The organism is Microbacterium sp. VKM Ac-2870 (genome assembly GCF_015350795.1).
Lineage (GTDB): Bacteria > Actinomycetota > Actinomycetes > Actinomycetales > Microbacteriaceae > Microbacterium.
Genome location: NZ_JADKSH010000004.1, coordinates 102,072 through 125,587, shown reverse-complemented (window position 1 = coordinate 125,587; position 23,516 = coordinate 102,072). Strand labels below are relative to the sequence as shown.

General features: G+C 70.0%; 19 protein-coding genes. 8 read left to right on the top strand and 11 right to left on the bottom strand.

Annotated features, from left to right (window positions below; genetic code table 11):
* Positions 1–21: 21 nt before the first annotated feature.
* The 3 genes from recQ to ITJ43_RS11340 form a co-directional block, all read right to left on the bottom strand.
* Complete coding sequence (gene recQ, locus ITJ43_RS11350; protein ID WP_194583965.1) at positions 22–2,136, bottom strand: DNA helicase RecQ; 2,115 nt, start codon at positions 2,134–2,136, stop codon at positions 22–24.
* Positions 2,137–2,208: 72 nt separating this feature from the next.
* Positions 2,209–4,875, bottom strand: a complete 2,667-nt coding sequence (locus ITJ43_RS11345) for a DEAD/DEAH box helicase (protein ID WP_194583964.1) — start codon at positions 4,873–4,875, stop codon at positions 2,209–2,211.
* A gap of 41 nt (positions 4,876–4,916) precedes the next feature.
* Positions 4,917–6,107, bottom strand: coding sequence for a glycoside hydrolase family 3 protein (locus tag ITJ43_RS11340; RefSeq protein WP_194583963.1), 1,191 nt, complete (start codon positions 6,105–6,107; stop codon positions 4,917–4,919).
* A gap of 102 nt (positions 6,108–6,209) precedes the next feature.
* On the opposite strand from ITJ43_RS11340, the gene ITJ43_RS11335 reads away from it, so the two are divergent.
* From ITJ43_RS11335 to ITJ43_RS11305, 7 genes are all read left to right on the top strand, one after another.
* The gene (locus ITJ43_RS11335; RefSeq protein ID WP_194583962.1) at positions 6,210–6,584 is read left to right on the top strand and encodes a GNAT family N-acetyltransferase; all 375 of its coding nucleotides are present in this window, start codon (positions 6,210–6,212) and stop codon (positions 6,582–6,584) included.
* Entirely contained in the window at positions 6,581–7,588 is a 1,008-nt protein-coding gene (locus ITJ43_RS11330) for a pirin family protein (RefSeq protein WP_194583961.1), read from the top strand. Before ITJ43_RS11335 ends, ITJ43_RS11330 begins: the two co-directional genes overlap by 4 nt.
* A gap of 47 nt (positions 7,589–7,635) precedes the next feature.
* Positions 7,636–8,199, top strand: a complete 564-nt coding sequence (locus ITJ43_RS11325; RefSeq protein WP_194583960.1) for an ECF transporter S component — start codon at positions 7,636–7,638, stop codon at positions 8,197–8,199.
* Between the two features lie 89 nt (positions 8,200–8,288).
* Positions 8,289–10,103, top strand: coding sequence for an ABC transporter ATP-binding protein (locus ITJ43_RS11320; RefSeq protein WP_194583959.1), 1,815 nt, complete (start codon positions 8,289–8,291; stop codon positions 10,101–10,103).
* Positions 10,100–10,909, top strand: coding sequence for an energy-coupling factor transporter transmembrane component T (locus ITJ43_RS11315; RefSeq protein ID WP_323741210.1), 810 nt, complete (start codon positions 10,100–10,102; stop codon positions 10,907–10,909). The genes ITJ43_RS11320 and ITJ43_RS11315 overlap by 4 nt, the downstream gene beginning before the upstream one ends.
* 40 nt (positions 10,910–10,949) lie before the next feature.
* Positions 10,950–11,822, top strand: a complete 873-nt coding sequence (locus ITJ43_RS11310) for a siderophore-interacting protein (RefSeq protein WP_194583958.1) — start codon at positions 10,950–10,952, stop codon at positions 11,820–11,822.
* The gene (locus tag ITJ43_RS11305; RefSeq protein ID WP_194583957.1) at positions 11,822–12,367 is read left to right on the top strand and encodes an ECF transporter S component; all 546 of its coding nucleotides are present in this window, start codon (positions 11,822–11,824) and stop codon (positions 12,365–12,367) included. The genes ITJ43_RS11310 and ITJ43_RS11305 overlap by 1 nt, the downstream gene beginning before the upstream one ends.
* Positions 12,368–12,390: 23 nt before the next feature.
* Here ITJ43_RS11305 and ITJ43_RS11300 read toward each other — a convergent pair whose 3' ends face one another.
* From ITJ43_RS11300 to ITJ43_RS15340, 3 genes are all read right to left on the bottom strand, one after another.
* On the bottom strand, positions 12,391–12,816 hold the full coding sequence (locus ITJ43_RS11300) for a GIY-YIG nuclease family protein (protein WP_194583956.1): 426 nt from the start codon (positions 12,814–12,816) through the stop codon (positions 12,391–12,393).
* An 86-nt stretch (positions 12,817–12,902) separates the two neighbouring features.
* Entirely contained in the window at positions 12,903–14,066 is a 1,164-nt protein-coding gene (locus tag ITJ43_RS11295; RefSeq protein ID WP_194583955.1) for an acyl-CoA dehydrogenase family protein, read from the bottom strand.
* A gap of 136 nt (positions 14,067–14,202) precedes the next feature.
* Positions 14,203–15,267: a M15 family metallopeptidase gene (locus ITJ43_RS15340; RefSeq protein WP_323741209.1), complete on the bottom strand. Its 1,065-nt coding sequence runs from the start codon at positions 15,265–15,267 to the stop codon at positions 14,203–14,205.
* 75 nt (positions 15,268–15,342) lie between these two features.
* Here ITJ43_RS15340 and ITJ43_RS11285 point away from each other — a divergent pair, with 75 nt between their 5' ends.
* Complete coding sequence (locus ITJ43_RS11285; RefSeq protein WP_194583954.1) at positions 15,343–16,404, top strand: Rv2578c family radical SAM protein; 1,062 nt, start codon at positions 15,343–15,345, stop codon at positions 16,402–16,404.
* A gap of 69 nt (positions 16,405–16,473) precedes the next feature.
* Here the strand turns inward: ITJ43_RS11285 and ITJ43_RS11280 are convergent, their stop codons facing one another.
* From ITJ43_RS11280 to ITJ43_RS11260, 5 genes are all read right to left on the bottom strand, one after another.
* A complete protein-coding gene (locus ITJ43_RS11280) occupies positions 16,474–18,567 on the bottom strand; it encodes a DEAD/DEAH box helicase (protein ID WP_194583953.1) in 2,094 nt (697 codons plus the stop codon).
* 271 nt (positions 18,568–18,838) lie between these two features.
* Positions 18,839–19,354, bottom strand: coding sequence for a hypothetical protein (locus ITJ43_RS11275; protein ID WP_194583952.1), 516 nt, complete (start codon positions 19,352–19,354; stop codon positions 18,839–18,841).
* Positions 19,355–19,364: 10 nt separating this feature from the next.
* Positions 19,365–22,568 carry an efflux RND transporter permease subunit gene (locus ITJ43_RS11270; RefSeq protein ID WP_194583951.1) on the bottom strand — a complete coding sequence of 1,068 codons (3,204 nt, stop codon included), beginning with the start codon at positions 22,566–22,568 and terminating at the stop codon, positions 19,365–19,367.
* 128 nt (positions 22,569–22,696) lie between these two features.
* Positions 22,697–23,074, bottom strand: coding sequence for a fluoride efflux transporter FluC (locus ITJ43_RS11265; protein ID WP_194583950.1), 378 nt, complete (start codon positions 23,072–23,074; stop codon positions 22,697–22,699).
* On the bottom strand, positions 23,071–23,505 hold the full coding sequence (locus ITJ43_RS11260) for a fluoride efflux transporter FluC (RefSeq protein WP_323741208.1): 435 nt from the start codon (positions 23,503–23,505) through the stop codon (positions 23,071–23,073). Before ITJ43_RS11260 ends, ITJ43_RS11265 begins: the two co-directional genes overlap by 4 nt.
* Between the last annotated feature and the right edge of the window lie 11 nt (positions 23,506–23,516).

Sequence of the window (23,516 nt, the reverse complement as noted above, 5' to 3'; positions counted from 1 at the left end):
GGCCGGCCCGACCGCCCCGGGTCAGTTGGCGGCGATGACCGCGACGACCGCCTCGCCGTACGCCTCGCGCTTCTTCGCGCCGATGCCCGTGATCCCCTCGAGCGCCGCGACGGATGCCGGGCGCTGCTCGGCGAGGGCCCGCAGTGTGGCGTCGCCGAAGACGATGTAGGCGGGCACGCCCTGCTCCTTCGCGGTTGCCGCGCGCCAGGTGCGCAGAGCCTCGAACAGGTCGCGATCGTCGTCGGCGACCTGTTCGGTGGCGGCCGACTTGCGCACTCGCGCTGCCCCGCCGCTGCGACCGAGCACATCGCGGCGCAGCGGCACCTCGAGCTCACCGCGCAGCACCGCGGCGCCCTCGTCGCCGACCGCGAGCACGCCGTACTCACCGCGCGCGACGATGATGCCCCGCGCGAGAAGCTGACGGATCACACTGCGCCAGTCCTGATCTCCGAGGTCGGCGCCCAGCCCATAGGTCGCGAGCTTGTCGTGGCCCTGCTGGCGGATGCGCTCGGTCGAGGCACCGCGCAGGATGTCGACGAGGTGGCCGGCGCCGAACGCCTGATTGCGTTCACGCTGGAGGCGGACGATCGTCGAGAGGAGTTTCTGCGCCGGCACCAGCCCGTCCCACGTGTCGGGGTTGTCGAGGCACGTGTCGCAGTTGCCGCAGGGCTCGGAACTCTGCCCGAAGTACCCGAGCAGATTCTGACGGCGGCACGACACGGTCTCGCAGAGGGCGAGCATCGCGTCGAGATGCTGGCCCAGACGCATCTTGTAGGAGCGGTCGCCCGGCGACTGGTCGATGAGACGCCGCTGCTGAACGACGTCACCGAGTCCGTAGGCCATCCAGGCCAGGGCCGGCTCGCCGTCACGACCGGCACGCCCCGTCTCCTGGTAGTAGCCCTCGACCGACTTCGGCAGGTCGATGTGGGCGACGAAACGGACGTCGGGCTTGTCGATTCCCATTCCGAAGGCGATGGTGGCGACCATCACGACGCCGTCTTCGCGGAGGAACCGCTGCTGGTGATGCGCGCGCACCGCGGCATCCAACCCGGCGTGATACGGCAGGGCGTCGACGCCTTGCGTGCGCAGGTACTCCGCGGTCTGCTCCACCGACTTGCGACTGAGCGCGTAGACGATACCCGCTGACCCGGCCGGCTGCGAGCGGACGAACTGCAGCAGCTGGCGGCGCGGATCGACCTTCGGCTCGATGCGGTACTGGATGTTGGGGCGGTCGAAGCTCGCGACGAAGTGCCGGGCGTCGGGCAGCTGCAACCGCTCGGTGATCTCCTGGTGCGTCGCGCGCGTCGCCGTCGCCGTGAGTGCCATGCGTGGCACCCCCGGGAAGCGGTCGGCGAGGTCGCCGAGCGTGAGGTAGTCGGGCCGGAAATCGTGACCCCACTGGCTGACACAGTGCGCTTCGTCGACGGCGATGACGCTCAGCTGCCCGCGCTGCAGCAGAGCGGTGGTGGATGCCGCGCTCAGCCGCTCGGGCGCGACGTAGAGCAGGTCGAGCTCGCCCGCGAGGAAGTCCTGCTCGACCCCCGCACGTTCGGCCGGCGACTGCGTGGAGTTCAGGTACGCGGCGCGCACGCCGTTGGCGAGCAGGGCGTCGACCTGGTCGTGCATGAGGGCGATGAGCGGGCTGACCACGAGGCCGGTGCCCGGGCGCACCAGGGCGGGCACCTGATAGGTGATCGACTTGCCGGCGCCGGTGGGCATGAGCACGATCGCGTCGCCGCCGGAGACGACCTGCGCCACGATCTCTTCCTGATCGCCGCGGAACTCGTCGTAGCCGAAGACCTCTTTGAGCACCGCCTTCGGGTCGGAGGCGTAGGCGGGCCGCGCCGCTGCGGCGGGCCGGGCGCGCGGCGCAGCAGTGGGAGCGGTGGGAGTGGTGGGAGTGGTGGGAACCGCAGTGCGGGTTCGTGACGCGGGCGTGGACGTGCGCGACCGTGACGCGCCCGACCCGGCGGCGGGCACGGTCGCCGTGTCTCGAGTCGCGCGGGCGAGGGCGCCCGCATAGCCGTCGTACTCGGGCGGGGGCGGCGCGTCGTGATCGTCGGGCGGGGTCAGCTCATCGACGTCCCACGGCACGTCCGCGTACGGGTCGTCGTAGCGGTCGGTCGATGCACTCACCCGTCCAGGCTAGCCGCGGCATCCGACACCCGCGCCCACCTCCCCGAGTACCGCGCGAGCTGAGCGCGGGAGCTACAGGCGTGCGACCTCGGTCACGCGGACGACGGCGGTGCCCTCCTCGACGGACGCCACGAGGTCGACTTCGGCGCGGATGCGCCAGTCGTGGTTGCCCTCGGGATCATCGATGGTCTGGTCAACGCGCCAGAGACCGGATGCCGCGGCATCCGCGGTGTCGATGACGCACAGCCGCGGCGAGCGCGCCGGACCTCCCGTGAGGATCTGGTCGTGCTCGTCGTAGTAGCGATCGAGCGCGGCCGGCCAGTCGACGTCCGGGTCGAGAGCGACGAGACCGTCGTCATCCTGTAGCGCGGCCAGCTGCACGCGGCGGAACAGCTCGTTGCGGACGAGCACCGTGAATGCGCGCTCGTTCGTGAGGATGGAGGGCGGCGCCGGCGGGACGACGGGGGCGGCGTCCTCAGGCAGGTGCGCCGTGGGGTCGACCAGCGCCGACCACTCGTCGACGAGACTCGAATCGACCTGGCGCACGAGCTCGCCGAGCCATTCGATGATGTCGAGCAACTCGTCGGTGCGCGCCTCGGCCGGCACGGTCTGGCGGATCGCGCGGTAGGCGTCGGAGAGGTACCGCAGCACCAGTCCCTCGCTGCGGGCGAGCTGATAGAACGACACGAACTCCGCGAACGACATAGCCCGCTCGAACATGTCCCGCACGACCGACTTCGGGCTCAGTTCGAAGTCGCGCACCCAGGGCTGACTCGAGGCGAACACCTCGAACGACTGCGCGAGCAGGTCGGCGAGCGGCTTCGGATAGGTGATCTCCTCGAGCAGCGCCATGCGCTCCTCGTATTCGAGGCCGTCGCGCTTCATCGCCGCGACCGCCTCGCCCCGGGCCCGGTACTCCTGCTGCGCGAGGATCGCACGCGGATCGTCCAGGGTCGCCTCGATCACACTCAGCACATCGAGGGCGTAGTGACCGGTGCCGATGCCGCCCGGGGCGACGGGGGCCGCGCCGGCGCGACCCGAACTCCTCCAATCCGCACCCGGATCCCCCGGATCGGCCTCGACAGCGCCGGGGGCGGTCGCCGTGGAGGAGTTCGGGACGGCAGCGGCGCCGGGCCGCACGTCGTCCGCGGGCGAGAGCAGCTCGATCGCGGCGAGCGCGAACGGCGACAACGGCTGGTTGAGCGCGAAGTTCGGTTGCAGATCGACGGTGAGGGCGATGCGCGAGCCGGATGCCGCGGCGCGATCGATCTCGACGATCCCGGCATCGACGAGGGTGCGGAAGATCGCGATGGCCCGCCGCGCCAACGCGAACTGCCGGGCGCGCGGCTCGTGGTTGTCGAAGACGAGCGACCGGACATGACCGAACACGTCGCCGCCGCGGCCGATGACGTTGATCAGCATCGCCGCCGTGAGCTTGAGCTGCGGCACGAGCGGTTCGGGCGGCGCGGCGATGAGGCGTTCGTAGGAGCCCTCGCCCCAGTTGACGACGCCCGTCGGCGCTTTCTTGCGGACGATCTTCTTGCGCTTGGCCGCATCCTCACCGGCCTTCGCCAGAGCGACCGCGTTCTCGATCTCCCACTCGGGGGCCATCACCACGACGTTGCCGTGGGTGTCGTAGCCGGCCCGACCCGCGCGGCCGGCCACCTGGTGGAACTCGCGGGCGCTGAGCTGGCGCATCTTGATGCCGTCATACTTGCTCAGCGCCGTGATCAAAACGGTTCGGATCGGTACGTTGATACCCACCCCGAGGGTGTCGGTGCCGCAGATGACCCGCAGCAGCCCGCGTTGGGCGAGGGTCTCGACCAGGCGGCGGTAGCGGGGCAGCATGCCGGCGTGGTGCACGCCGATGCCCGCACGCACCAGCCGCGACAGCGTCTTGCCGAAGCCGGTGGTGAAACGGAACCCGCCGATCGCCTCGGCGATCTCGTCGCGCTGCGCGCGCGTGGTGAGGGTGACGGATGCCAGGGCTTGCGCCCGTTCGAGCGCGGCAGCCTGGGCGAAGTGCACGATGTATACCGGCACCTCGCGCTCGTCGACGAGCATGGTCAGCACCTCGTGCACCGGACGGCGCTCGTAGGAGAAATGCAACGGCACGGGACGCTCTACGCCGGTGATCTCCGCGACGGCGCGACCGGTGCGCCGGGCGAGGTCGTCGATGATGGGCGTGACGTCACCGAGCGTCGCCGACATCAGCAGGAACTGCGCCCTCGGCAGCAGCAGCAGGGGCACCTGCCACGCCCATCCGCGGTCGGGGTCGCCGTAGTAGTGGAACTCGTCCATGACGACCTGATCGACCGCCGCATCCGAGCCATGACGAAGCGCGATGTTCGCGAGGATCTCCGCGGTGCAGCACACGATCGGCGCGTCGGGGTTCACCGACGAGTCGCCGGTGACCATGCCCACGTTCTCCGCACCGAAGATCTCGACCAGGGCGAAGAACTTTTCGCTGACGAGCGCCTTGATCGGAGCGGTGTAGTACGACCGCCCGCCCGCGGCGAGACAGACCGCGTGCGCGGCGATCGCGACGAGGGACTTGCCGGTGCCGGTCGGCGTCGCCAGCACGACGTTCGCGCCGGAGACGAGCTCGATGACCGCCTCGTCCTGCGCCGGATACAACGTCAAGCCGCGACCGGTCGCCCACGCGACGAAGCCTTCGTAGGCGGCATCCGCCGTGGCCCCCGAGGGCACGAGGTCGGTCAGCGCCGCGGCAGAGGTCATGCTCCGAGTCTGCCAGGCGCCGCCTTCACACCGTCACGCGGTCACGGCTGCGCGGCCTTCGCGGCCAGCACATGCCGGGCCGCGTCATCGACCCGCTGAGCGAAGGCCGGATCCGATTGCGCTTTCGTGAGCACCGCGTCGTACATCGCGGGGAACACCGACGGATCGGTAGAGGCCAGCACGACGTCGACGCCCGCGGTGATCGCGAGCACCGCCCGGTCGGCGGGACTCCACGCCTGCACGGCCTGCGCCGCAGAAAGATCGTCGGACATCATCATGCCGCCAGGCCCCACGACACCGCGGGCGAGAGCAACCACGGTCGGCGAGAAGACCGCCGGCGACGCGGCGTCGAGATTCTGGTAGATCGCGCTCGCGACCATCACACCCGCCGGCCCCTCCGGCACCAGCGCGCGGTACACCGCGATGTCGGGGCCGTCGGCCGTGACGGACGTGTCGACGACGTCGGCCGTGTCGTCGGTGTTGGCGGTGACGTGTCCGAGGCCCGGGAAGTGCTTGAAGACCGGCATCACGCCCGCGGCACGCATACCCTCGGCGAATGCGCCGGCCTTCGCCACGACCGTCGCCCGGTCGTAGCCGTACTGGCGGCCGAGTCCGCCGATGGGCGGATTGTCGAACCGTGTCTGCTCGCTCGTGACGATGTCGGCGACGGGCGCGAGGTTCAGCGTGACCCCCGCCGCGGCGAGCTGCCGCCCCCAGGCGGTCGCCGACGCGCGTAGCTGGTCGTCGGGAAGGTCGGCCTGGCGGATCGCATAGGGCATGTCGTCGAAGCCCGGCCCGGAGAGCACCTGCACTTCGCCACCCTCCTGGTCGGTGGAGACCCAGAGGGGGATGCCTCCGGCATCCGCGCTCGTGAACGCGCTCACCACCGCGGCGACCGCCGCAGACCCGGCGCCCGATCGGCCGTGCAGGAAGATGCCGCCGGCGTGGCGATCGACCACGGCCGACATCGTGTCGGGGGTGACGGCGTCGACCTCGGTGCCGACGATGAAGAGCTGGCCCACCCGGTGGCGCAGATCGAGATCCGCCAGCGGGTCTGCTGTCGGCGTCGGGGATGACGACGTCGACGGCGGGGAGAGCGTCGGCGGTGCCGACGACGGCGCGGGCGCGGGCCCGTACGCCCCGCAGCCGGCGAGCGCCACCGCGGTCGCTGCGGCGAGCGCGGACGCGCCGAGAATGGTGCGGGCGAGCCGGCGATGGGGGCGGTGGTGCATGCGCTCATCCTCCCGGCTCTCGCCCGTCGGCGACAGCCCTGGCGGAACACGAGGCTGCGCGCCTACGTTGGGAGGCAGAGACACTCACCCGGGAGGACCGCCATGAGCGACGACATCCGCATCGCGCGCAACGACGAGCAGCACCGCTACGAGATCCTCGTGGACGGGGAGATCGCCGGGTTCACCGAGTTCGAGGAGGATGCCGAGGGCCGCCTGGTCTTCCCGCACACGGAAATCGATCCGGCGTACGGCGGACGCGGTCTCGGAACGAAGCTGGTCGCCTCCGCGATGGCAGACGAAGCCACCCGCGGAGACGTCATCGTGCCGGAGTGCCCCTTCATCGTGACCTACCTGCAGAAGCACGACGTGCCCGGCCTGCAGATCGCGTGGCGCGAGCGCGACATCGAGATCGCCGAGCATGCCTCGACCGCCGAGCGCACACCCGGCGACGAAGGCGTCGGCACGCCGCGCGGATGACACGGCTCGACGACGCCGCCGCCGATCTGTCCGGTCCGGCGACCTGCGACGGCCCGCGCGCCCTGCTGCTCGAGGCGCGCGAGGTTCCGCTGGGTGGCGTGCGGGCGATGGAGGTGCACCGCAGCCTCCCGCAACGCGCGCTGCCGATGGTGGGCGCGTGGTGCTTCCTCGACAGGTTCGGGCCGCAGACGGCGCGCATGCGCGTGGAGCCGCACCCGCATATCGGTCTGCAGACGGTCACCTGGCCCCTGGTCGGCGAGGTGCGTCACCGCGACACGCTCGGCAACGACGTGGTCGTGCGCCGTGGTGTGCTCAATCTGATGACCAGCGGCGCCGGCATCGCCCACTCGGAATACTCGGTCGGCGACGATGCTGTGCCTCTCGACGCGCTGCAGTTGTGGGTCGCGCTGCCGGAGAGCCGCCGCCATGGCCGACCCGACTTCGAGCGGCACGAGAACCTCCCGGTGGTCGTCCTCGACGACCACCGGGGAGCGGGCCCCGACGACGACACGGTCGGCCGCGCCACCGCGACGGTGGTCGTCGGTTCTTTCGCCGGCGCACCCTCTCCCGCCGCGACGTACACCCCGATCGTCGGCGCCGAGCTGCACCTTCCGGCAGGCGCGCGCGTGCGCCTCCCGCTCGACCCGTCGTGGGAGTATGCACTCGCCGGCGTCGAGGGCACCGCAGCGGTATGGACGGATCCGGATGCCGCGACCACTCTGCCGACACAAGGCCTGCTGTACCTCGGCATCCACCGCGACGCCATCGACATCACGACCGAGCGCGACACGACGCTGTTCCTGATCGGCGGTGAACCGTTCGAGGCCGACATCGTCATGTGGTGGAACTTCGTCGGCCGCTCACACGAGGAGATCCTCGCGGCGCGCGAGGCGTGGGAGGCGGACTCCGCCCGCTTCGGACGCGTCGTCGACCACGGCGACGAGCGGGTTCCGGCGCCGCCGCTGCCCGCCGTTCGTCTGACCCCGCGCCGCCGTTCCGCTTGAGGTTTTTCCCGGCCGGTCACCCCCGGGAGCGCGGCTACGCTGGGGACGTGGCCCGAAACACCGTTCTCCCGACGCGCGTTCTTCTCGTGTGCGCGGCGATCGGGGTGGCCACCGGCATCGTCGGTGGTATCGCCGGACTGGTGACGCCGGTCGTGCTGGCGGTGCCCGGACTCGCGATCGTCTACGGCCTCGTGTTGGGAGCCCACGTGCTTCCCGGAATCATCGCCCAGGAGGTGCTGCGCCTCCCGCTGGTCGCGATCCTCACGCACGTGCTCGCCGCGCTCGTGGCGAGCGCCTTCGCGCCGATCTGGACACTGCGTTTCCTCGGCACGGCGCTGCTGTTCGGTGCGATCCAGGAGGGTGTGGCCGCCCTCACCCGTTACCGCGCGTGGGGCGCCTGGCGCTTCTTCATCTCCGCGGCGATCATCGGCGTCGTCGTCGCCGTGGTCGTCTTCTTCGCTGCCCACCTGAGCGCCTACGCGCTCTGGGCGCAGATCGCCTACCTCGCCCTTTCGGTCTGTGGTCCTGTCGCCTGGACAGCCCTCGGACTCGCCGTCGGCGCGTCTCTGCGGCGCGCGGGCGTGGCCCGCCAGGGCGCCGTCCGTGGCTGATCCGCGCGGGGAGATGCGCCACCTCTGGCAACTGAGGTAAGGCTAGGCTAACCTGGAGTCGAACCACTCCCCGACTGTTCGGATCACCCGTGACCTCTGCCTCCCGCGGAGCGGATGCCGCGACTGCCGCCGCTTCTGCGCCTCAGCCCGTGCTGCGCGTGCGCGAGCTCGGCGTGCGGCACGAAGGGGCGGATGCCGATGCCCCGGCATCCGCGACGTTCGATGTGCGACGCGGCGAGGTCGTCCTGCTGCTCGGCCCCAGCGGCGCCGGCAAGTCGACGCTCGCACTGGCGCTGAACGGTCTGATCCCCCATGCGGTTCCCGCGACGCTGACGGGGTCGGTGCACGTCGACGGCCTCGACACCGCCATGACACCCGTCGCCCAGCTGAGCACGCGCGTGGGGATGGTCTTTCAAGACCCCGATGCGCAGCTCGTCACGGGAACGCTGCTCGACGAAGTGGCGTTCGGACCGGAGAACCTGCGCATTCCGGTCGACGAGGTGCTCGCGCGTGGCGAAGACGCGCTGCGGCGGGTGGGCCTGTGGGATCGACGGTACGACAACCCCGATCTGTTGAGCGGTGGGGGGCGCCAGCGCCTCGCCATCGCGTGCGCGCTCGCGATGGGATCGCCCCTGCTGGTGCTCGATGAGCCGACCGCCAACCTCGACCCGCAAGGGATCGAAGAGGTTTACGCGGCGCTGGCCGAACTCGTCACCGCGGGCGACCGGGCGATCGTGCTCGTCGAGCACAACCTCGACGCCGTCGTCGCGATCACCGATCGGGTGGTCGTGCTCGACCACGACGGGCGCACCGTGGCCGACGGCACCGTCGACGAGGTGCTGCGCGCTCGCGCCGCGGAACTGCACGAGATGGGTGTCTGGCTGCCGATCTCGACGATCGCGGCGTTGCGGCTGCGTTCCGCCGGATGGCGCCTCGATCCGTTGCCGCTGGATAGCGACGAGCTGCGCGCCGCGCTCGAGGCTGAGGACGCCCCCGCGACCGTAACGCCCGGCGCGCAGCCCACCGAAGCGTGCAGTACCGCCCCCTCCGGCCGGAGTTACGCGCGCGAAGCCACCGCCAGCTCCGAGCCACTGATCCGCGTGCGCGGGTTGCGCACATGCCGCGGGCGCCGCGAGATCCTGCACGGCATCGACCTCGACGTGGCCCCGGGCGAGTTCGTCGCGATCGTCGGGGCGAACGGCGCGGGCAAGACCACTCTGCTGCAGTCGCTCGCGGGGGTCGTGCCCGTCCCGCGGGGCCAGGTCACGGTCGACGACGTCGACGTGGGACGCACCGACCTGCGCACCCTGTCGCGCCGCATCGGCTTCGTGTTCCAGAATCCCGAGCACCAGTTCATCGCCGCGACAGTGTTCGACGAACTCGCGCACGGCCTCCGCCAGCAGAAGCTGCCCCACGACGTGGTCCGCGCGCGGGCGCTCGAGGTGCTGCGCCGGTTCGGCCTCGAGAACAAGGCCGATGTGCATCCGTTCCTGCTCTCGGGCGGCCAGAAGCGCCGGTTGTCGGTCGGCACCGCCCTGGTCGCCGGCGCACCGGTGCTGGCGCTGGATGAGCCGACGTTCGGGCAGGATCGTGCCCGCGCCGACGAGCTCATGCACCTGCTGAGCACGCTCAGCGCCGCCGGAACCACCATCCTCGTCGTCACTCACGACATGCAGCTGGTCACCGAGCACGCTCACCGCACGATCGTCGTCGGCGAGGGACGCATCATCGCGGATGCCGCGACCCCCGAGATCTTCGCGGACGATGAGCTTCTGCGATCGGCGGGGCTCCGCCAGCCTCCGCTGCGTCGCGCGTTCGCCGGGGTGACGCGGCATCCCGAGCTGGGTGGCATCACCCGCCTCGCCGACCTGCCGGGCGCAGGCGCGACCGTGGTGACGCCGTGAGTGCGGCTGCGGTCGATCCGTGGGCCTCCGCGGCGCCCGACGACAGAATGCTCGCGGGGTTGAACCCGTTGGCGAAGCTGGTCGCGCCGCTTCCGGCCATCGTCCTGCTGGTGTTCGCGCGTGACCTCGCCACACCCCTGTGGTTCATCGCGTTGGCGTACGCCGTGGTACTCGTCGGGGTGCGCCTGACCGCGCGCACCGCGCTGCTCATGTTCGCGGTGCTTCCGGTCGCCGGTCTGGTCATCGGCCTGTCGATGGGCCTGTGGACCGACCCGTCGAAGGTCGATGGCTCCACGGTGGTGGCACAGATCGGCGGGTGGACACTGTCGGGCGGAGCGCTGCTGCTGGGCCTGGCCACGGGTGCGCGCCTCGCCGCGATCGTCGCCCTGGCCCTCATCGCCGGGCTGACGACGACCGGCCCCGATCTCGTGCGCGCCGGCGTGCAGCAGCTGCGCGTGCCCTACCGGGTCGGCTACACCGCGCTGGCGGCCTTCCGTTTCGTTCCTCGCTTCGGCCACGAGCTCGACGTGATCCGGCAGGCGCACCGCGTGCGGGGAGCGCACGGCGGTCACGGTCCCTTCACGGCCCTGGCCCGATGGTGGGGCTATCTGGTGCCGCTGCTGGCAGGTGCGATCCGTCACGCCGAGCGGGTTGCCCTGGCAATGGATGCCCGCGCCTTCGGCGCCTACTCCGACCGCACCGAGCGGCACGTGGTGCCCTGGCGCCGCCGCGACACCGTTTTCGTGATCGCCTTCTGGCTGGTGAGCGGCGGCATCCTCGTGGCTCTCTTCCCCTGGACCTTCTGACTTCCGCTCTCCGTTCTCCCACCCCGCCGAAAGGACCCGCATGGCCCGCTTCTCCCGGCTCACCAAGCCCGTCACACAGGAGCTTCTGCGCCTCGACGTGCTGCGCGTCGAACGGCTCACGCCGCACTGGATGCGCGTCACGCTCGGTGGTGGCGACATCGATCGCTTCACCCCCCTGGGCTACGACCAGTGGTTCCGCCTCTTCCTGCCGCACCGCGGCGACGCCGCAGAAGAGGGTCTGGAGCGCATCCCCGTCAAGGCGAACAAGATCTTCGGCTACCTCAAATACCTGCGCATTCCCGAGGGGGTGCGCCCCGTGATGCGCAACTACACCGTGCGCGCCTTCCGTCCGGCCGGAGCCCACGGCGGCGCCGAGCTCGACGTCGACTTCGTGCTCCACGGCTCCGGCCCCACGGCGGGTCCCGCATCGCGGTGGGCCGACTCGGCCACCCCCGGCGAATCGGTGGTGATCATCGACGAAGGCCTCGGCTTCTCGCCGGATCGGGGAACCGACCGGGTGCTGCTCGTCGCCGATGAGACCGGCGCGCCCGCCGTCGCCGGAGTCTGCGCGTCACTGCCCGCCCACGCGACCGGGACCGTGCTGCTCGAGGCCCCCTCCGCCGCCGACGTGCTGGATTTCTCGGCACCGGAAGGCGTCGAGGCGCACTGGCTGGTGCGGGATGCCGGTGCGAAACCGGGTTCGGCGGCCCTTGCCGCTCTGCAACAGCTCGGTACCCCGGCATCCGACACCCACGCGTTCATCGTCGGCGAGCAGTCGTTGGCGGCCGCGGGCCGCCGCCACCTCGTCGGCGCCGGCCACCGGAAAGAGCGCATCAGCTTCGTCGGCTACTGGCGCGTCGGTGCCGCTTCTCCGGCCCCGAGATCAGAGCGCGCCGAAACCGAGGTCCGCTGATGGGCAAAGTGACCACGGCGTATCTGCTGACCTGTGCCGCGATCGGCGTGGCGGGGGGAATCGTGCTCGCGGCCGGCTGGTCGCTCTCGCTCGCGATGTTCGTGACGATGCCGTTCGTGTCGGTCGCGATCGCCGGTCTCTGGGTGCTTCCCGCAGTGGTCGCCCTGCGACTACTGCAGCGCCCCTTCGCGGGACTGCTGGTCGGACTGATCTCGGGGCTGGTCCTGGCGCCGTTCTACACCGTGTCGGCGGTCGCGACGACGCTGTTCTGGTCGTTCTTCCCCGAGCTTCCGTTCCTCGCCACCCTCTACCGCAGGTGGGCGACGTGGCTCCACTACGCGGGAGCCGTGACGATCGGCATCGCATACCCGATCCTGGCGGCGCAGTCGTTCGACCTGTGGTCGATGTCGCCGCCCCTCCTCGTAGGCTTCATCGCCCTGTGCGCAGCATCGTGCGTGGGGGGCACGGCACTCGGAATCGTCCTCGCCGACCGTCTCCGTGCGGCGGGCGTCGCGCGGCTCGCCCGCCACCGCGCGACGGTGTAGCGCGGCGCGGCAGGAATGCCGCGTCAGCTCACCGCCCCGCGGAGAGCGTCGGCGACCCATCGGGCGTAGCGGTGCCAGGGCGGGACGTCACCCGCTATCGCGGCAGCATGGGCGCGCAGTTCCGGATCGGCGCGGAACCACTCGCCGCCCGCCCGCAGGTGGGCGAACTGCTCGTGGCGCGCACGCTCGAGCGTGCGTCCCCCGGGTTCGAACGCCAGCAGCTCCTGATGCCAGATCGCTGCGAGACGCTGACGCGGTTGTCGCGTGGTGCCGATCTTGATCCGCTGCTCCCACCGCAGGTAGTAGACGACCTCCACCCGCGGGGGCGGCAGATCCGGGTCGGGGCTGTCGCCCAGCCGCCAGCGGCATACCGGACAACGGCGGATGCCGTCGGCATCCACCTCCGGAGGCGCGAACCCGCACAGCACGCAGGTGGCAGCATCGATCACCGCTCGAACGCTACCGAGCGGCGCCGACATCCGCGCGGGCGGGTGCGGCGACGCTCGTGCGGGCGGGTGCGGCGACGCTCGTGCGGCTAGCGCTTACCGACGATCTGACGCGACACGATGTCGCGCATGATCTCGTTCGTGCCGCCGTAGATGCGGTGCACGCGGGCGTCGAGGTAGGCGCGCGCGATCGGGTACTCGGTGATGTAGCCGTAGCCGCCGTGCAGCTGCACGCCGATGTCGAGCAGCTCCGCTTCGCGATCGGTCGACCAGAACTTGACCTTCGCCGCCTCTTCGGCGGTGAGCTTCTTGTCCTTGTAGAGCATCATCGCGCGGTCGTTGTACGTCCACATCACGTCGACCGTGGTCGCCATGTCGGCGAGCAGGAACCGCGTGTTCTGGAAGTCGGCGATCCGCTCGCCGAACGCCTCGCGGCTCAGCACGTAGTCGCGCGTCCAGGCGAACGCGGCCTCGCCCGCCGCCGCGGCCGCGACACCGATCGACAACCGCTCCAGCGGCAGGTTCATCATCAGCTGGATGAAGCCGAGGCCCTCTTTGCCGCCGATGAGGTTCGCCTCCGGAACGAACACGTCGGTGAAGCTGAGCTCCGCGGTGTCCCACCCGTGGAAGCCCATCTTCTCGAGCTTCTTGCTGTGGTCGAAGCCCTCCATGCCGTCTTCGAGGATGAGCAGGCTGAAGGCATCCGGTCGGTTGCCTTCGCCGGTCTTGACGAAGGTCACGACCATGTCGGCGGTCTTGCCCGACGAGATGAACGTCTTCGCGCCGTTGACGAGATAGCCGCCGTCGACCTTCTTGGCGGTCGTCTTGATGCCGCGCAGGTCGCTGCCGGCGCCCGGCTCGGTCATCGCGAGGGCGCCGAGGATCTGGCCGGTCGCCATCCCCGGCAGCCACTTCTCCTTCTGCTCCTGCGTCCCCATGTGCACGATGTACGGCACCGCGAGGTCGTCCTGGATGCCGAAGGCACCGGCAAGCGAACCCTGCCCGGCCCCGATCGTCTCCTCGAGCACGATCGAGCGGAAACGGTAGTCCTGCAGCATCCCCGCGCCGCCGAACTCCTCCGGCACGCTCAGACCGATGATGCCGGCCTCGCCGGCGGCGAGCATGGTGGCGCGGTCGATCTCGCCCGCCGCCTCCCACTGCTTGCGCTTCTCCTCGGAGGCATAGCGCTTGAGGAACTCCTTGACGACGTCGCGGAACGCCTCGTGATCCTCGTCGTAGATGTCGCGCTCCATGGTGCGCCCGTCCTCTCGTCGTCGAGTGCCGAATCCTGCGGGCTGCGCGGCGGAGACCGCCGGATGCCGGTGGCATCGCATCCCAGCATCCATGGTACTGGGTTTCACCCCATTCGACGAGTGCGCTGCTCCCGACTCAGTAGTCGGGAGCAGCCGGAAGGCCGAAGAAGTCCTCGAGCGTGTGGAAGCCGCCCTCGTGGTACGCCTTCGCGAGCTCGACGCCGACATAGCGCAGATGCCACGGCTCGGCCTGGTAGCCGGTGACGGCGGTGTACCCATCCTCGTAACGGATGATGAAGCCGAAGCGCCACGCGTTGGCCGCGGTCCAGGCACCCTGGCGGGTACCGCCGAACGACTCGATCGCGCCGCAGCCCCCGTCGCACGCGGCGACGTCGGTGGCGAGGCCCGTCTGATGCTCGCTGTATCCCGGGCGGGCGCTCTGCCTGTCGGCCTCGGCGCGGCCGAGCGAGTTCACATAGCCGTTGTAGGTGCGCGTCTGGGACGCATACGAGCGGTACGCGCTGTTGAGACCGATCGCGCCAGCGCCTTCGTCGGCAGCAGCCGCGACGAGTGCGGTCAGCGCTTCGGCCGCGGGTGGCTGGAGTCTCCCATCGACGGTGCGCTGAATGTTCGCGGGTGCGACGACCTCGGCCGGCTCGAAGTCGACCGGGTTGAGTGGACGACGCTTGTCGACGACGATCCAGACGCGGTGCGGGTCGCCCAGGTCGATGCAGGGCGCGGCTCCCGCAGCCACAGTTGCACGGAAAGCCGCGCCTCCCCCGAACGCGGCGATGACGTCGGCGTCACTCCCGCTGGCCAGCGCCGACGTGACGGCGGAGCTGTCGCACGATGCGGCGGCAGGCCCGCTCTGCGCGGGGACGGGCAGGGCTGTCGCCCCCGCCGCGGCCCCTGACCCGCCCGGCAGCGTCACGGCGTCGGTCGGGTTCGCAGCCGCGGGCGCCGTGCCATCCGGAAGCGTCGACTCCCCGCCCGGACGCGCGAGCGCGACGACGAGGGCGATGAGGCCGACCGCCAGAACCGCGACGACGGCGACGACCCCGCGACGACCGAGGGCGAATGCGAAGCGACGACGCGAAGCGACGGCGCGATCGGCGGTCGCACGGTGCGCCGGGGCCGTCGCGGACGCCTCTGCGGCGAGGCGCGCGGCACGGCGACTGTTCGGCTGCTCGGGTTGCGGCACTCATCCATTCTGCCGCGCGCGACCGCTCGAACGAGCGGCGTTGCGATTGTGTCGAATCTATGTTCGTATATCACCATGCGCTGGCGTGGACAAAGTATCGATTCGACGGATGCCGGCGCACTGCCCGGAATGGAGAGCCTCGACGGTCTGGTGCGCACGGTGACGACCCCGGAGTTCGCGGGGATGACCTTCCACGAGGTAGCTGCCAAGTCGGCGCTGAACCACGTGCCGAGTGGTTCCGCCATGCCGTTCGACTGGACGGTCAACCCCTATCGAGGGTGCAGCCACGCGTGCTCGTACTGTTTCGCGCGCAACACGCACACCTATCTCGACCTCGACGCAGGACGCGACTTCGACGAGCAGATCGTCGTGAAGGTGAACGTCGCCGAGGTCCTACGGCGGGAGCTCGCGGCTGCGTCGTGGAACCGCGAGCCGGTCGCACTGGGTACCAACACCGACCCCTATCAGCGCGCGGAGGGCCGTTACCGACTCATGCCCGAGATCATCGATGCACTGGCCGCGAGTCGGACACCCTTCTCGGTTCTCACCAAGGGCACGCTGCTGCGCCGCGATCTGCCTCTTCTCGCCGAGGCGAGAAGATACGTTCCCGTGCACCTGTCGATGTCGATCGCCATGCCCGACGAGCGGCTGCGCCAGACGCTGGAAGCGGGGGCGCCGACCTTCCAGGCGCGGCTCGACACCGTCCGCGCCTCGACAGACGCAGGCTTCGCCGTGACCGTCTTCCTGATGCCGATCGTGCCGCACCTCACCGACTCCGTGCCGGTGCTCGACGACGCGCTCGCGCGCATCGCAGCATCCGGGGCCCGCCGCGTCGTCTTCGGTGCGCTGCACCTGCGACCAGGGGCGCGGGAGTGGTTCTGGCAGTGGCTCGAGCGGGAGCATCCCGAACTCGTCCCCGCCTATCGCGGGCTCTACCCGGGCGCCACGACCTACGCCCCCAGCGGCTACCGGAAGATGCTCGCGGCTCGGGTCCGCCCGTTGCTGCGTCGACACGGCCTCACGGGCGGTGCCGAGGAGGAGGTCGAGAATCGACCGGCCCGGACGAGCCGACCCGGGCCCGTACGAACCACGGCGCGCGCGGCCGCGGCGACCGCCGCGCCGGCCATGCTGTTCTGACGCCGCTTCGAATCCGAGCACGCAGAAGGGCCGCGACGATATCGTCACGGCCCTTCCTCAGATCCGATGTCAGCGGTCGACGTTCGCCGCCTGGCGACCGGCGATCTCCTCAATCAGGTCGTCGCCCGGACGCGCATCGTCGAACGGCGCGTCGATCTCGGCGCGCTCGAGCATCTCCGTCATGCGACGGCGGCGCTGGCGCGGAATCAGGGTGACGACCCGGCCCGAACGACCCGCACGACCGGTGCGACCGGAACGGTGCAGGTACGTCTTGAACTCGTCGGGAGCATCGGCCTGGATCACGAGGTCGATGTCGTCGACGTGGATGCCGCGCGCGGCGACATCCGTAGCGACGAGCACGCTGACGCGGCCCGAGGTGAGGCGCTCCAGGTTGCGCGTGCGCTTGGCCTGGTTCAGGTCGCCGTGGAGGGCGACCGCGTGGATGCCGGCATCATCGAACTGCTCGGCGAGCATTTCGGCGTAGGCACGGGTCCGGGCGAAGACGAGAGTCTTGCCGGCGCGATCGACGAGCGAGGTGAGGATCTCGGCCTTGTCGCGATGATCGATGACGAGCACGCGGTGGTCGATGGTTCCGGAATCCTGGTCCTCGCCGGCCACCTCGTAGACGGCGGGATCGACGAGGAACTCGTCGACGAGGGCCGCGACCTCGCGGTCGAGGGTTGCAGAGAACAGCAGCTTCTGCGCGCCGGACTCGACGAGGCGCAGGATGCGCTGCATGGGCTCGAGGAAGCCGAGCTCGCTCATATGGTCGGCTTCGTCGAGCACGACGATCCCGATCTCCGAGAGGTCGAGCTTGCCCTGCGACTGCAGGTCTTCGATGCGACCGGGGGTGCCGATGATGATGTCGACGCCCTTCTTGAGCGCACCGACCTGGCGCGCCGCCGGCACACCACCGTAGATCTGGGTGGTGAACAGTCCCACGCTGCGGGCGATCGGCTGGATCGTCCGGTCGATCTGCAGCGCGAGCTCACGCGTCGGAGCGAGGATCAGCGCTTTGGGGCTGCGACCGAAAGCGCGACGCTTGCCGGCCTGGCTGCGCAGCACCGACTCGACGAGCGGGGCACCGAACGCAATGGTCTTGCCCGAACCGGTGCGTCCGCGCGCGAGCACGTCCTTGCCGGCCAGGATCGGGGCGATGGTCGCGGCCTGAATCGGGAAGGGCGACGGCGCACCGAGCTCAGCGAGGGCACGGACGATGTTGTCGCCGAGACCGAGGCTCGAGAAGCTCACATCGGCGACCTCTTCGGCCTGAACGGCCTGAGCCTGCAGCTTCTCGTGCACGACGTCGGCGTGCGCTTCGTAGGCCTTGCGGGCCGCGGCATCCTTGGCGTCGGAGTTCCAGTCGGAGCGGTTTCCACCCGTCCGGGCCGAACGGTCATCGCGACGCGGGCGGTCGTCGCGGACGGGGCGGTCGTCGCGGACGGGGCGGTCGTAACTCCTCCGATCGGTGTCGCGCGCGGCGAAATCGGGACGCTCACGGCGATCCGGACGCGACGTGGAGGAGTTGCGTCCGCGGTCGTCGAAAGAGCCGGCGGGGCGGTCGTCGCGGGCCGGGCGCCCGTCGAACGAGCGGGCCGGGCGGTCGTCACGACGGGGACGTTCAGTACTCCGGAAATCCCGAGCCTCACGGGGCCCACGGGCGCCATCACGGCCACCACGCGCAGAATCTCCGGAGTTGCGGACATAGCCACCGCGGTCATCACGGGCCGGGCGGTCATCAAACGACCGTGCCGGACGGTCATCACGGGCCGGACGGTCATCGCGACGGGGACGATCGTCAAACGACCGTGCCGGACGGTCGTCGCGACGGGGACGATCGTCAAACGAGCGGGCAGGACGGTCGTCGCGACGGGGACGATCGTCGAACGAACGAGCCGGACGGTCGCCGTGGGCGCGCGTCCGGATGCCGCGGGCCTCGTCGCGCCCCGCGCGCTCCTGCGCGCTCCACCGCTGCTTGGGGGCCGACGACGACTCGGTGGCCTCGACGGCGCGGTAGCCGCGGTGCCCCGCGCTCTTGCTGCCGGGCTTGCCAGCGGACGACTGGCCGGGGCGGCGCTTCGCATCCTGGTAGCTGGTCTTGGCGCCGTAGCGCGGTTCGAAGTTCTGGGCGCGGCCGCCGGCCGGCTTCTTGCTCTTGGGCATGGTGTTCTTCCTGGGTTTTCTCGCGCGAGAACAGCGCCACCGCGCAGCGAGAGCCGGGGACAACCAGAAGGTCGGACGGATCGGGGCGGCGGGCGACCCGGTGGTCCGGGGGCCATTCAACATTGATGGTTCATGTGCGCCGAACGACGCTCACCATCGGCCCCTTGGACTCACAAACCCACCCGCGCACGTGCGCGGTGTCCAGAGCCGACCACACAACAGTACTCGTCCCACCTGGGAAACCGCCGCGTCGCGCGACTTTCCCGCGGGTTCAGCCGCCGTTGGCGGCACGCAGCGCAGTGAGCGCGGCAGGGAGATAGACCGATTCCATCGCCCCCTCGTGAGCGCTCCCGACGATCGCGATCCACGTCGTGCCCTGAAACGCGTATCCCGCTTCCACGCTCGAGATCTCTGAGGGGACGGGCGTCGTGAAAACGGTCGCGCCGTCCACGCTCGTCTCGGTGTAGCTCCCCGCATCGCGGAGCGCCTTGATCAGTCCGTCCCGGACATCGGCCGGCAGCTGGAGCACGCCGGCATGCACGCCGCCGTCCGATCCACCCTCGACGCCCCAGCCGCAGTCGGCGCGACGAGTCGCGGCGTCGACGGCCGCTTTCGCGACCGGTCCGGGCAGAAGCTGTCCGATCGTCCATCCCCCACCGTCGGGATACAGAACCGCATTCTCAGAGAAGTTCGCCTTCAACACCTCGATCGGGATCAGCTGTGCGCACTCCGGGAAGACGACCGCCGACGACGGGGAGGGAGAAGGTGTCACCGGAGCAGTGCGCACGCTTCCGCCCCTAGCGACCGCGGCGCGAGCGGCGCGGGTGCAGGGCGGCGGTTCCGTCCCCGGATGCCGCGACCTCTGCTCCGTCGACATCCGCCTCCGGGTCGCTCGCGTCGGACCGACCCGAGCGCCGGGCCGCGCGACGCTCGCGAGCGCCCTCGACCAGGTTGTAGAGCGTGGGAAGAACGAGCAGGGTCAGCACGGTCGACGAGATGAGTCCGCCGATCACGACGATCGCGAGCGGCTGGGAAATGAACCCGCCGTGCCCGGTGATGCCGAGGGCCATGGGGGTGAGGGCGAAGATCGTCGCAAGCGCCGTCATCAGAATCGGACGCAGACGTCGCGACCCGCCCGCCATCGTCGCGTCGTGGGCACTCAGCCCCTTCGTGCGGTACTGATTCACGAGGTCGACGAGCACGATCGCGTTGGTGACGACGATGCCGATGAGCATCAGCACGCCGATGAGTGACGCGACACCCAGCGGCACCCCGGTCGCGATCTGCAGCAGGATGGCGCCGGTCGCCGCGAACGGCACCGAGACCAGCAGCAGCAGCGGCTGGCGGAGCGACTTGAAGGTCGCCACCATCACGATGTAGACGATGAGGATGGCGGCGAGCATCGCGAGTCCCAGCTGACCGAAGGCATCCTGCTGCTGGGTGACCACACCGCCGATCTTCGCGTCGGCTCCCGTGGGCAGATCGAGACCGGTCAGGGCCGCACGTACGCTGGCCGATGCCGTGTTCAGGTCGTCGGTCGACGGCGTCACCGTCACGGTGGCGGTGCGCTGACCGCGCTGCGTGGTGATCGAGGTCGGCCCCTGGCTCTGCTCGACCGTCGCGACCTGGTCGAGGCGCACGAGTCCGGAGCCGGAGGCGATCTGCAGCCCCTTGAGCTGGTCGATCGTCTGCGGCACCGAGGACGACTGCAGGTACACGGTGAGGGAGGTGTCGCCGATCTCGACCGTGCCGATCTGCCGCGGCTGCATCGTGTTCGAGACGAGTCCGCCCACGGCGACTTCCGACAGACCGAGCTGCGCGGCCTTGGCCCGGTCGACGGTCACGGCGACGTAGGGGAGGGATGCCGAGAGGTTCGACGTGACCTGCCCGACTCCCGCCTTGCCCTGCAGACCCGCGATGACGGCATCGGTGGCCGTCTGCAGGGCGTCGGACGAGGGCGCCGTCACATCGACCTCGACGTTGGTCGAGCCGAAACCGCCCTGACCCGACGACACGGTGACGGTGCCGACGTCGCTGAGCCCGGCGACCGCCTTCTCAACGTCATCGCGGATGGTGACCTGATCGGCGGAGGTATCGGTCGTGACCGAATAGGTGATGCCGGTGCTGCCTCCTCGGAAGGCGTCGCGCACGGCTGATCCGCTCGATCCGATCGAGGTCTGCACGGTCGTGACTCCGGCCACGCCGGTGAGGGCGGCTTCGACCTTCTTGGCGGCCGCATCTTCGGCGTCGAGGCTGGGCGCCTGCCCGACCTGCTGGGTGACGGTGAAGGTGTTCTGCCCGCTGTCACCGAGGAAGTTGGTCTTCATGAGCGGAGCGGCGGCCAGCGTGCCTCCGAGCACCAGCACGGCAAGCAGCAGGGTGATCCACGAGTGCTTCAGCGTCCAGCGCAGGATCGGCAGGTACCCGCGCTGCAACCGCGAGGGAGGCGCCGTCGGGTCTTCGGGATCCACGGGCCGGCCCGCGGCATCCTGCACGGGCTTGCCGGGCCGAAGGAACCAGTACGCGAGCACGGGCACGATCGTCAGCGCCACGAACAGCGAAGCCGCCATCGCGATCGTCACGGTCATCGCGAAGGGACGGAACAGCTCACCGGTCACGTCGCCGACGAACGCGATCGGAAGAAAGACCGCGACCGTCGTGATGGTCGACGCCGTGATGGCCGCGGCCACCTCACGCACCGCCAGCAGAATCGAAGAGAGCTTGTCGGCACCCTCGACATAGTGACGTTTGATGTTCTCGATCACGACGATGGAGTCGTCGACAACGCGTCCGATCGCGATCGTGAGCGCGCCGAGCGTGAGGATGTTGAGCGAGTAGCCGAAGGCTTGGATGCCGACGAAGGTGATGAGCACGCTCGTCGGGATCGAGATCGCGGTGACCAGCGTCGAGCGCACCGACAGCAGGAACAGAAGGATCACGAGAACGGCGAAGACGAGGCCCAGCAGGCCTTCCTGCGCCAGCGATTCGATCGACTGCTCGATGTAGGGCGCCTGGTCGAACACGACCGTGAAAGTCGCGTCACCACCGATGTCGCTCTGCAGCTTCGGCAACAGCGCCGTCACGGCGCGGCTCACATCGACCGTGTTGGCCGACGGCAGCTTGGTGATCGAGACGGTGAGGGCGGGTTGGCCGTTGACCCGCGAGATCGACGTCACCGGGTCTTGCGCGAGGGCCACGGTCGCGACGTCGCCGACCTTCAATGCGCCGCTCTTCAGCGCCCCCTCGAACTGCGCCGCCGAGGTCGGCACGAGCGGGAGAGCGGCGATCTGGTCGACCGACGTGAGCTTGCTGCCCGTCTGCACGGTCAGTGTCTGCTGCCCTTCGGTGACGGTGCCGCCCGGGAAGAGCACGCCGTTCTGCTTCAGCGCATCGCTGAGCGCCGTCTGCGTGAAGCCGGCCGCGGCGAGTTTCGCCTGGTCGGGCGTGATGGTCACGCGCTGGCCCTGGCCACCGACGATGGATGCCGCGCTGACGCCCTTGACGTCCTGGAGGTCGGGGATCGTACTGGCCTGCAGCTTCGCCTGGATGGTCTTCTCGTCGCTGTATCCGGTGACGGCGAGCGCGATGACGGGCAGGTCGTCGATCGAGAACGAGACCACGTTCGGCTCGACACCGGTGGGCAGGGTGGACTTGATGCGGTTGATCGCCTGGAGGATCTTCTGCTCGGCGGTGGCGAGATCGGTGCCGTAGGTGAACGAGGCCTGGATGATCGAGGCGTTGGTCGTGCTCGTCGCCGTGGTCGACTCGAGGCCGGGAATGCCCTGGATCGCCGTCTCTATGGGGCTCGAGACGTCGTTGTTGACGACGTCGGGCGAGGCCCCGGGGTAGGTCGAGAGGATCGACAGCTGGGGGAACTCGACCGACGGAATGAGCTCCTGCTTGAGGCTCGTCAGCGCGAGCCCGCCGAAGATCGCGGCGACGATCGTGATGAGGGCAATGAGAGCACGGTTCTTCAGGCTCAGGACGGCGAGGTGCGACACGGGGAACCCTTGCTCTGCGGACGGCGTGGACGACAAGCTCGATACACGCGTGTATCCGCTTCATTGTCGCACGGCGATGAACCGGCTCGGACGCTCACGGGCCGGGGGTTTTCCGCCGATCTGCCCGCTCAGCGCGGGACGAATCCGCCCAGCAAGAAACCGAGGGCCGCCGCCACGAGCGCGAACACGAGCGTGCCGATCAGGTTGATCCAGGCCCAGTCGCGCCGCCCCCGCTCCGCGAGAAGCGCCGACTCGGTCGACACCGTGCTGAACGTCGTGAATCCGCCGAGCACACCCACTCCGATGATGCTCATCCACGCGGGTGCGACGGTGGGTCCGAGCCCGGTGAGAAGGCCCAGCAGGAAGGACCCCAGCACGTTCACCATGAGAATGCCGAGGGGAAACACCCCCGTCCGTCCGCGCATGATCGCGCCATCCATGACATAACGCGCACCCGCACCGAGGCCGCCGCCCAGGATGAGTGCTGCGATCTCGAAGGCGTTCACTCGGCATCCTCCGGGCGCTCGATCTCATCGGGCCGGTCGGCCATCCGTCGTCCGATCGTCAGGCCGATCACGGCGAGCACGACTCCACCGAACACCGACACCGCGATGAGGACGAGGCCCACCAACGGGAGCGCGGCCGATGTGGTGAGCGCTTGCACCGCGAATGCGCTGTAGGTGGTGAATCCACCCATCACTCCCGTTCCGAGGAACAGGCGTCCGAGCGGATGCCGGTCGGCGAGCCAGCCCACGATGACGCCGAGCAGCATCGAGCCGAGGAGGTTGATGGCGAGCGTGACGGCGGGGATCACGAGCGGATGCAGTCCCGCGGAGCCGAGCGGCAGCACGATGACGGCGCGGATCGCGACCCCGATCATGCCGCCGAGGATGACGACCACGAGCGCGGCGGGCGAGAACCAACGGGTCGTGGACACGGGGGAAGACT

Excerpts from the sequence above, each read along its gene's own strand:
- ITJ43_RS11340 (WP_194583963.1), bottom strand. The coding sequence starts at position 6,107 with ATGCACCACCGCCCCCATCGCCGGCTCGCCCGCACCATTCTCGGCGCG.
- ITJ43_RS11280 (WP_194583953.1), bottom strand. The coding sequence starts at position 18,567 with ATGCCCAAGAGCAAGAAGCCGGCCGGCGGCCGCGCCCAGAACTTCGAA.
- ITJ43_RS11330 (WP_194583961.1), top strand. The coding sequence starts at position 6,581 with ATGACACGGCTCGACGACGCCGCCGCCGATCTGTCCGGTCCGGCGACC.
- ITJ43_RS11345 (WP_194583964.1), bottom strand. The coding sequence starts at position 4,875 with ATGACCTCTGCCGCGGCGCTGACCGACCTCGTGCCCTCGGGGGCCACG.
- ITJ43_RS11295 (WP_194583955.1), bottom strand. The coding sequence starts at position 14,066 with ATGGAGCGCGACATCTACGACGAGGATCACGAGGCGTTCCGCGACGTC.
- ITJ43_RS11305 (WP_194583957.1), top strand. The coding sequence starts at position 11,822 with ATGGGCAAAGTGACCACGGCGTATCTGCTGACCTGTGCCGCGATCGGC.
- ITJ43_RS11310 (WP_194583958.1), top strand. The coding sequence starts at position 10,950 with ATGGCCCGCTTCTCCCGGCTCACCAAGCCCGTCACACAGGAGCTTCTG.
- ITJ43_RS11285 (WP_194583954.1), top strand. The coding sequence starts at position 15,343 with ATGCGCTGGCGTGGACAAAGTATCGATTCGACGGATGCCGGCGCACTG.
- ITJ43_RS11335 (WP_194583962.1), top strand. The coding sequence starts at position 6,210 with ATGAGCGACGACATCCGCATCGCGCGCAACGACGAGCAGCACCGCTAC.